Raw genomic sequence first — 9,117 nt, 5'->3', positions numbered from 1 at the left:
TGCGCGGAGAATGCTCGGAACGCCGCGCGCGATCATTTCGGAACCCTGCACGCCATCAACTCGGTACGGTGCGCGCGATGCCCTCGGAATCGGCATGCAAGTGAAAGAACAACTCGATCGAGCCGTTAGTGACTTCATCTGGAATATTGTCGAGGTCAATTCCCAACTCGAGGAAATACACAAGACTTGGGCTCAGCTACTAGGCATAACCGAACCGCAATGGCTGATCTTGATGGCCGTCGACGAACTCGATGAAGGCCGAGGAGTCTCAGGGATAGCTGTTGCGAACAAGCTGCGAATTCATCCCGCCTTCGTCACCAACCAAACAAAGAAACTGGAAGCAATGGAACTCCTTTCCCGCGTGACCTCGCCTGATGATGCGAGATACCTGCGAATATCGCTGACTCAAAAAGCGCAGGCGGAAATCCGGAAGCTGTCAATCAAAAGACAATCCCTCAACGCCACAATGCTTGATGGTCTGGACGAGGAGTCTCTTCACTACGTCAACAAACGGCTCATCTTGATTGCGAAAAATAGCCGATTGGCATCTCAAAAGCTCAGCATTGGGATATTGTAGAATTACGTGTCCTGAGCAAGCATCACAGCTTGCTCGCTTGGCACCACTTGGACCGCGGAGCGCCTTGCGGCTGCCACCGCCCAATCTCGTAACGGCACGAAGTGTCGCGCGAGGATGGGCGTGGCGGTGCAATTGGATTGGAAGGCTAGGCTACGGATCTTCTACAACCGACACCAGGTTGTTCGGGCGTTATCAGCTGCCATGTCTATCGAGACTGCAGTCAACCGCCGCATGCTGGTTCAGCCTGAGAATTGGGAAGCGACTTGATGGAGACATCGTCTATGGCTTGAACGCCATATAGCAGCGCGGGTCACAAAGGTTTTCGCTGCTGTGCAACTCAACAATGGTTAGAGAGCGAATTCAGCACAAGCTTATGCTCAAGCCAGCCGAAGATACGGTCGTCGGCAGTCACGAAATTTTCGACCTCTTCTCCGTCTATTGTGATCATCCTCGGTATCGCCAACTGCAGATCAATGGGTGCACCGGCGCCATCACCTAGTAGTTTCACTGCTTCCCCTGCACTGACGATGCCACGTCCACCAGCCACCACGAGAACTGGGCATCTCAGCTGCCGGAGCAATCGCAAGCGACGGGCTGAAACCACTTGCTCATCCGGCACATCGACAGCTCTGGTGAGCCAGTCGACAGACGCCAGCATCCGAGTCCAATTCCAAAGACCGCCATCACAGACCGCGGCGGACACACGACTGTCAAATGCTGCGAGGTCGGTTGCCAGGGCAGCGGACAACCCATCTCCGTACACGCCAATACGAGCGGCATCAACGTCAGACCGGGCTGATAAGTAATCCACACAGCAAGACAAGAGCATGTCCGATTGACTGCGTTCAGTATCTGAGAGGTCATCATAAGCGACCACAAGGACGGACATGCCTCTATTCATCACGACAGGCAGGAGCCTTCCGAGCAGTGTCGTCGCTGTTTCCCCTTCCGTGCTAATGCAAACAATTGCTGGGGCGCTTGAACTGCGATCGCCAGCGGGCAAGTAGTGAGCTGAAATCTCAAATTGATCGCAGCACTCAATTTTTACTCGCTCGACCTTCGGCCCCAGCTTTCCGAATTTTTGAAGGACGGCATCGATCTTAGCCGAAAGCTCTCCAACTTTTGAAGTGTCTTCACAAGCAAGTCGCCTGGCAACTTCAAAGGCAGTTAGCGCGCATAGCCAATCTTCTGCCACCTCACCAAAGTATCCCTTCTCTGTATTGGCATCACCAAGAAGGCAGTGGGCGTCTCCGATGTTTAACCATCTTACGACCCATTCAGCTCGACTTATGGTTGTGCAGGCGGTTTCGAGATTGTTGAGGAACGCCGAGGCGCCCCATCGTGTGGATGAAAGATCGCCCCTCACCTGAGGCCACGCAGTGCCGTCCATCCCATTCGCCCCTTAGTGCGGATCTCAATGGATAGCCGGTTCTGCAAATGCCAGCTTAGCTCCACGTGCCGCAAATTGTACCTGGCAACGCAGGAGAAAACTTCTCGGTATTGCGCCAGGTGTCGCCGAAATTCTGCTTTGGTCGCGCGAGCGTGCAGTTTTTCGTCGGATTAAGCGTCAGCCTTCCGCTGCACGAGACAATCCGAGACTCAAGGTAGGTTCGAGCGAACAGCTCGCACGCCTTGGAATGAGTGGCCTGGACTACTTTCGCCAGGAGTTGCAGACGACAATGATGGTATCACTGGTGCGCGAATGCCACGATGAAGCGGACCTAATGCGCGAATTAGAAAAACGAATAGCGTGTCTGAAAGCCGTTCTGATGATGCGTTGGAGAGTTCTAGACCAGGCTGCCTTTGGAGGGCTGACGACCTGACATTCGAGCCAAAAGCAAAAGAAGGCGCCGCAAGATGCTTCAACGTAGTCGTCTGCGGAAGCACTCACACAATTCGCCTCCTATTGCGCAGCACGCCTAATCACAGCGCCAGACAAGGAAACGGCCTCAGCGGCTCCGGGGGGATATGCTGAGGCCGTACCTACGCCTCGCGGACAAGCCGGAGGCGGAGCCAGAATGACGAATGGTTGGGCTGCCTTTATGTTCGCGCGAGCCAGATTATCCAAGTCGGAGATCTTCGGCGGAAATTTTGCCAGAATGTCCGACCCTTGTCGCGTAGCTGATCTTAGTACCCTCTGCCAACTCGGCATAGCCGGCCTTTTCTACGGCACGGATGTGCACGAAGACATCGGGGCCGCCGTCATCTGGCTTGATGAAGCCGTAGCCCTTAGTCGGGCTGAACCATTTCACAGTACCTATTGCCACCAAAGTAACTCCAAATTGAACATGCGGGATATAGCCAGAGTTCCTGCTGAGCATCAAGACCGCCAGGTACCAGATGCGTGGTGCTGGGCGGAGGCCGAAGGCCCGTCTGCTGGCGAAAGCCGTCTCGAGTTGGCGATGGTAGAATATCGATACTCGACGATAATCGACTTGCTTGGCTCTCAGCTTTTCAGAAGCCTCATCAAAAGAAGCCGCGTCCGAAAAGTCGCGCTTGGTTGACGACCGGCGGAAAACGGCGGACAAAAAGAAATCCCCCGCGACGCAGTTCTAAAGATTCTTAATGAAGAGTTGCGCGATGCGTGAGCCAAGGCTGAAGTCAGTCTGTGGAGTTTCAGGATCAATGCGGTCGGCGCGCTTGCGCCGCAGTGTTGATCTTTTTTGCGCCGCTGGCGGCAGGGCACTTCTAGCCGGCTAGTGATGCCAAGTATGTAAAACATCCGAAGGTGTTGCATGTCGAAAATCGAGAGTGGAAAGCCGGGAAGGGTTTTGATCTCGGAAAGGAGCGCCGAGTTGACGTGTGCGATCACAAATAGTGAGCGAAAGCGGCGGGAAACAAAAGCGTATCCGGGTGCCGCGCCTTTGCCACGGCTGACGCGACCGCAAATTCCAGTAGCTTCTTGATAGGTGCGCCCTTCCCATGAAACCTTGCGATGAGCGTCACCCAAAATACCTTCGATCAAGGCAACGGGTGCGGCGTCGCCTTCCGCGAAGGTTTTCAGCGCCGCGCAAGAGCCGTTCCTTGCCGGCAAAATGCGGCTTCGCCCCTGTAGCAAGGCTCAGTTCGATCCGACACGTGGGCGAGTCTCTCACCTGCGAGCCAACTTTTATTGTAAGTCGTTCAATAGCCCTTGGCGCGAGGCGCTTTCGACATAAGCGATTTAATGTTGTTTGCTGCTGCCGACGACGAATTGCACGAATGGCTAGGAGTTGGGCGCCGAAGTCGGCTGCTCGTTGGTTTCCTGCGCCGGCTCGGCGGCGGGTGCGTGACCCTGTATCATCGTTGACCTGACTTCGCGCACCAGTGCCAATTCGCCGAGCCGGGACAGAATGGCGTTCTTGATTTTGTCCGACGCGGGCAGATCCTTCATCGCTTGAGGCCAGGTGTCGAGGGCTCGGATCGCGGTCTGCCACATCTCCCGGATGAGGAGCTTGGGATCTACTTTGACGAGAGGGGCGAGGCGGCGAAGACGGTTCGTGTCCACGATCTTCGGGTCCTTCGTACCTGAGAACCTCAATGCCATTGTGTCAGATCCATAGGTCAGTGTAGACACAATGTCGTAAGCCGGCGACAGACGTACATGACGCCCGTCGGGCAATATGAACGACCAGTTCTTTAAGTGACCATCGCAGTTGCCAATCATGATATCGACGACGAGTCGACGAAGCGCTTCAAGCGGATCGCCAATTGGATCTTCAGAAAACCGCTTTGACGTGTTCAGGATGGTATCCTGGTTCCACCAAAAGTACTTCTGATCGGTGATGGTGCCGGCATCTGCGCGAAATCCACGGCATGAATTCGGCCCCCACCCGGCGCACGATCGAAACGACGTACTGAGAGCGCGTACTTGCCTATCTTGAACTTTGGCGGAACGCCTTCGATGGACTCGATATCAACGAGCCGCGCTTCGGAGACGTTCGCGCCTACCAGCTTGGCAAGCTGCAGCGACGAGAACTCATTTTCGACAAGGTTTGAAACTCCAAGCTCGGAAGCTTGAGAATAGCGTCACCACTCTCGTCGGCGCCGGGCGTTGCAGGCCGCCGCTTGTCTGCATGCATCGAGAATTTCAGCTGCACACCGGCCAGCGAGAAGCTGATGGGCTTTGAGCTTGTCAGACTTTGCGGATCTTCTCGGGCCGGACGGCTTGGAGGCGGATCACCGGCTTCGCGCTGCGCGACAACAGCGCCGGGAAGATCCCCGCCCAATCTGGCGAGTAAATCGTAGTTGTCGAAGGAGCCCGTACCGAACTCCCTCTCGACAAGTTCAAGAAGCGCTCCCTCTGGCAGCAGATTGTCGAAATATGGTGGCAGGTACCGCCCATGAGCAATCTTGTCCCTTCTGTCCCGCAGGCGCTTGAGCGATTCTTCCTCGGTGGCGCCATGCCACGCCAAGCTAACAATTGGGCGGGCACTGCCAAGTCGGATATATCCCTCGTCGATCTCGAACGTGACGGTACCGCTCGCATCGCGCACCAGCGTTCCCACCCGGAGCTCTTGGTCGGGGTGGGGGCGCAAGAAGATACCGAGGATGCCGGAACGATTAAGGACGGCCATATGGCTTCACGCTCTCCTCCTCATCGGAGGGATCTGGGATGAAGAGCTCTTCGTGCGCGCTTCGGACCGCCGGAAACGCAGTCTCAGCTGGCGGCCCGTCGACCAACGCCATGACCGCCTCCAGTTTTTCGGCGGGGACGAAAGTCAGCGTCAGTCCAGCGGCCTCGCCTGCCTGGGCCAAGGCGTCGATTGTCGCGTTGAGCTTACCGTGCTCGATATTACTTAGCCGGCTCGCTGCGTTCGCAGTCCGATAGCCCAGATCGTTGAGGGTCCATCCCTTGCGCCGGCGGGCCGTCGCCAGCTGGGAGCCCAACCGCTCGCGAGTTCCTTTTTGTTCCATGGCGATTCACTTATAGAATAAGTTTCGCCGGAATTTTACTTAAGAGATAAATCCATCGCAACAAGATTATCTTATAAGATAATATAAGGTAAAATTATACCTCAAAGAAACAATTTCATGCGACAAGGACGGCTGTAAAGCCAAACCTTAAGTCATAATCATAACTTACATTATTATATGCTATATCTACAAACAATAACAGCGAGCGTGTCTATTATGACTTCCGGCAGTTTCGAGTACGACGAGCAGGGTCGGCGCCTATTCAAGCCAAACCCACCTCCCTTCCCACGTCTGGAGGACGTCTACAGCCTTTTGGATCCCGCTCTAACGTCGCTCAGAGCGTTCGACCGGCGCTTGACCGTTCTCGACAAGAGAGGGACGGTCGGTCGTTTGTTCGCCCGCTTGGATGCCGTACACTCGTCCGGAGCGGAAGGCTCCACGACCACTTTCACCGATCTGATGGAATATGAAAGTGCCCTACGAGTCGCGCCGGACCGCGAGGACGCGGCGGTTGTTGCTGCTGCTGCTGCCGGAATGGACGAAAGCCTCGAACACGGCGATCTCAAAGGACTGGTTCTCAAGATCCATAAGAGACTGTTCGAAGGCAACTCGAACCAGATGCTCGCCGCCCGCGCGGGCGCCTTTAAGCAATTGCCGAACTACGTTCGGGACTCCGACGAGGCTGTTGCGTTCTTCGGCTACACGAAACCGTCTTCGGTCGGAGCCGCCCTGTCGGACTGGAGCGGCTTCACGTTGGCTTCGGACGACGGGACGAACGAATTAGTCCGGCAGATACTGTCCCATTGGATGTTCGAACACATCCATCCGGTTTCGGACGGAAACGGGCGCATCGGCCGGCTTTTGGTACCGATCGTTCTGAAAGCCAAGGTCTTCACCAGTACAGCTTGTGCGTTTTTCGGAGAGGCCGTCCACGAGGATAAATCGCTTTACATCGACGCTCTGAAGGACGCCAGGATTTCGGGCAATACGACGAATTACGTGCGTCAGATGCTGAGCTTCCTGCGAAGAACAGCCGACGCGAATATCGCGCGTCTTGATAGGTTGGAGGCGATTGAAGCGGGTTGGAAGGACCGCTTCGCGCAAACCAGAAGCGACAGCGTCGTCCATCGGCTTGTTTCGTATGCGATCTCGAAGCCGGTATTCACCGTCAGGGATGTCCAAAAGGACCTAAGCGTCAGCTTCGCCGCAGCCAATACCGCCGTCCGTGCGCTACAGGGCGAGGAGATCGTTAGCGTGCCCGAGGACGCTCGGCGCAATCGTCTATTTCACGCCGACGAGGTGCTCGAGGCTTTCGACCGCTTCAAGGCGCCGACGCGATCCTTTGCGATGTGAGCCAGCGTGGCACTTTCTACACGGAAAGCCGAATAGCCAAGAGCATAACCAGGGAGGATTCGGATAGGGGCGGCATAAGCTTGAGGTGCCGAGGCGAAACTTCGCCGCTTGCCCTGGGACGTTAAATCTAAAGCTGCATGCTTGAAAGTTTCTATAATCAAGATTATTATAATTTGGATTATAGACAGAGAATTCAAGATGACAGAGTTCATCGGTCGAGGCCAAGACCTGGAAGTGCTTCAGCGCGAGTTCGACACGAGGCGCGCTTCGCTGGTAATATTGTATGGCCGGAAGCGCATCGGAAAATCCACGCTGATTCAGCAAGCCTCCCGCAGCCGGCTGGCAATTTATTTTCAGGCCACGTTGATCGACGACTCCCTCAATCTTGCGGCCTTGAAGGAGGAGATATCGCGCGTTCTTGGTGAAGACCCAGTACTCGAGGCAATTTCCGACTGGCTCGGTGTTCTTCACTATGTCGCCCGACGGGCCGAGCAAAAGAAAGGGCTGATCCTAGCTCTCGACGAATTTCCTTATCTTGTTGGCGGAAACTCCGCGCTGCCTTCCGTCATGCAGAAGTTTTGGGACTCCAAGGTTGCGGAAGGCGGGGCCCTGAAAATTGTCCTCTGCGGGTCGCTGATCTCGCAGATGGAAGAACTCCTCGCCGAACGCAACCCCCTGTACGGACGCAAGACGCTAGCCCGCGAGATCCTCCCTATGCCGTTAAGGGAGGCGGCCGAGTTCGTGCCGCAATGGGAGCCAGCCCACCAGATAATGCTCTACTCCATCCTTGGGGGAATTCCGTACTATCTCAGTTTGTGCGACCCGCCGCAGTCGCTGGCGGAAAACGTTGAGCGTCTCTTTCTCGCTCCCTCAGCTCCGTTGCAAGACGAGCCAGAATTCCTGCTTCGCTCCGAACTCAACGAGCCGCGTCGCTATGCAAGCATTACAGCCGCCATCGCTGATGGCGCAACCAAGGCTTCAGAAATCGTCGCTCGGGTCCCAGGACTTAAAGAGGTAACCCAGCTCTCGCCTTACCTAGTCCGGCTTCAGCAGATGCGGGTGATCATGCGCGAACGCTCGCTGGACGCCGACGAACACGCTCGCAATCACAGATACTCTCTGCAAGATCCACTTTTCAAATTCTGGCATCGGTTCATTAGGCCCAATCTCAGCGCCTTGGCCCGCGGCTTCGGAGCTGACGTCTGGGTACGGAACATACAACCGCTGCTCAACGACTATATGGGACCTGCATTTGAGACGATCGCCCGAGATCATCTTCGCGACCACGCACAAGAACGTTTCGGCGTCCCAGCCTCTGAAATAGGCCGCATCTGGGGCAGCGACTTCGAAATTGACGTTGCCGGCCGTTTGCTCGACGGGTCGGCCGTCTACGGTGAGTGCAAGTGGGAAAATTCGACCGTTGGCGTATCCATTCGAAAACACCTTGAAGAAGCTATTGCAAAGATCCGATATGCTGAAGAGGCGCGAGCGAAACATCTGGTCTTCTTCGCCCGAAAGGGCTTTTCCAACGAATTGCAGGAAGTCGCGAACGTGGATAGAGGGATTCAGCTAATCGGCCTGGATGAATTGGTGCGACGTTCGCACCCTCGTCCCGGTGGGAACTCTACGCCGCCTCTTTAAACTAGCAGCTGACACCTATGCCCATTCATCGTGAAACACATCTACTGCTGAACTTCGCCAAGCTTTGGCCGACCTGCCGGGTGACCTTCTTTTCCGCGGTCAAGTCGCTCACTTTGAGAAAAGCGGGATTCCCTCTGTTGTCACGTCATTTGACAGAAAGGGCTGCATTCCCAGTGAAATGGTCAAGTGGTGCCGGTACGCGAGCAGCTTGCTCGAGACTTTCATTGGGGACTCCGTCTCCTCGTACTTCACCTAATCCTCCGCGAGATGCCCCGGCCTTCAGGCTGGGGAGGGATAGCGGCTCCGGCAGCGCCGGAGGTTGTAAGGCCTCCCCGGGCGCCGCGGTTGCCTTTGGGACTGAACTTATTCGGCGATGATAGATAGCGGGGCACCTGCGCACGAGCCGACGAAGTAGGACGGCGACCACAACGCGGCGTCGCGGCCGCGCATGTGCACTTCAGGCCGCCATTCGCGCAGCAACCGGCTCGAAACGCCCTTCAGGCTGTTGACCAATTTAGAGAGCGCGACCTTCGGCGGGTAGTTAACCAAGAGATGCACGTGGTCGTCCTCGCCATCGCACTCGATCAATTCTGCCTCAGAATCCCTGCAGACTTTCGCGAAGATCGACCGCAGGTCCCGAAGCGTTCGGA

The 9,117-nt window shown here is 55.9% G+C and carries 11 protein-coding genes; 3 read left to right on the top strand and 8 right to left on the bottom strand.

Translation table 11 applies throughout. The features are described 5' to 3' along the window. Window positions 1-577 (top strand): MarR family winged helix-turn-helix transcriptional regulator (locus QQL28_RS44975; protein ID WP_284276263.1); only part of this gene is annotated, 577 nt, incomplete at its 5' end. 337 nt (window positions 578-914) lie between these two features. On the opposite strand, the gene QQL28_RS44970 is transcribed toward QQL28_RS44975, so the two are convergent. From QQL28_RS44970 to QQL28_RS44945, 7 genes are all read right to left on the bottom strand, one after another. Then, window positions 915-1,967, bottom strand: a complete 1,053-nt coding sequence (locus QQL28_RS44970; protein WP_284276261.1) for an alpha/beta hydrolase family protein — start codon at window positions 1,965-1,967, stop codon at window positions 915-917. 670 nt (window positions 1,968-2,637) lie between these two features. Beyond that, entirely contained in the window at window positions 2,638-2,844 is a 207-nt protein-coding gene (locus tag QQL28_RS44965; protein WP_284276267.1) for a cold-shock protein, read from the bottom strand. A 179-nt stretch (window positions 2,845-3,023) separates the two neighbouring features. Next, window positions 3,024-3,611, bottom strand: coding sequence for a hypothetical protein (locus QQL28_RS44960; protein ID WP_284276259.1), 588 nt, complete (start codon window positions 3,609-3,611; stop codon window positions 3,024-3,026). Between the two features lie 171 nt (window positions 3,612-3,782). Beyond that, window positions 3,783-4,304 (bottom strand): HipA domain-containing protein, encoded by a 522-nt coding sequence (locus QQL28_RS44955; RefSeq protein ID WP_284276265.1) that lies wholly within the window; start codon window positions 4,302-4,304, stop codon window positions 3,783-3,785. Further along, window positions 4,298-4,510: a hypothetical protein gene (locus QQL28_RS46430; RefSeq protein WP_431309734.1), complete on the bottom strand. Its 213-nt coding sequence runs from the start codon at window positions 4,508-4,510 to the stop codon at window positions 4,298-4,300. The genes QQL28_RS44955 and QQL28_RS46430 overlap by 7 nt, the downstream gene beginning before the upstream one ends. Continuing rightward, window positions 4,504-5,133, bottom strand: coding sequence for a HipA N-terminal domain-containing protein (locus QQL28_RS44950; protein ID WP_284276257.1), 630 nt, complete (start codon window positions 5,131-5,133; stop codon window positions 4,504-4,506). Before QQL28_RS44950 ends, QQL28_RS46430 begins: the two co-directional genes overlap by 7 nt. Further along, window positions 5,120-5,473, bottom strand: coding sequence for a helix-turn-helix domain-containing protein (locus QQL28_RS44945; RefSeq protein WP_284276255.1), 354 nt, complete (start codon window positions 5,471-5,473; stop codon window positions 5,120-5,122). The genes QQL28_RS44950 and QQL28_RS44945 overlap by 14 nt, the downstream gene beginning before the upstream one ends. Before the next feature lie 354 nt (window positions 5,474-5,827). Between QQL28_RS44945 and QQL28_RS44940 the strand changes: the two genes are divergently transcribed. Next, window positions 5,828-6,826 (top strand): Fic family protein, encoded by a 999-nt coding sequence (locus tag QQL28_RS44940; RefSeq protein WP_284276254.1) that lies wholly within the window; start codon window positions 5,828-5,830, stop codon window positions 6,824-6,826. Window positions 6,827-7,024: 198 nt separating this feature from the next. Next, window positions 7,025-8,467 carry an ATP-binding protein gene (locus QQL28_RS44935; RefSeq protein WP_284276252.1) on the top strand — a complete coding sequence of 481 codons (1,443 nt, stop codon included), beginning with the start codon at window positions 7,025-7,027 and terminating at the stop codon, window positions 8,465-8,467. 363 nt (window positions 8,468-8,830) lie between these two features. Here QQL28_RS44935 and tnpA read toward each other — a convergent pair. Further along, the coding region (tnpA, locus tag QQL28_RS44930; protein WP_284276250.1) for an IS200/IS605 family transposase at window positions 8,831-9,117 on the bottom strand (287 nt) is incomplete at its 5' end.

This window comes from Bradyrhizobium iriomotense (genome assembly GCF_030160715.1).
Classification (GTDB): domain Bacteria; phylum Pseudomonadota; class Alphaproteobacteria; order Rhizobiales; family Xanthobacteraceae; genus Bradyrhizobium; species Bradyrhizobium iriomotense.
The sequence above is the reverse complement of the archived record's forward strand: the minus strand, read 5'-3'. Positions and strand labels throughout refer to the sequence as shown.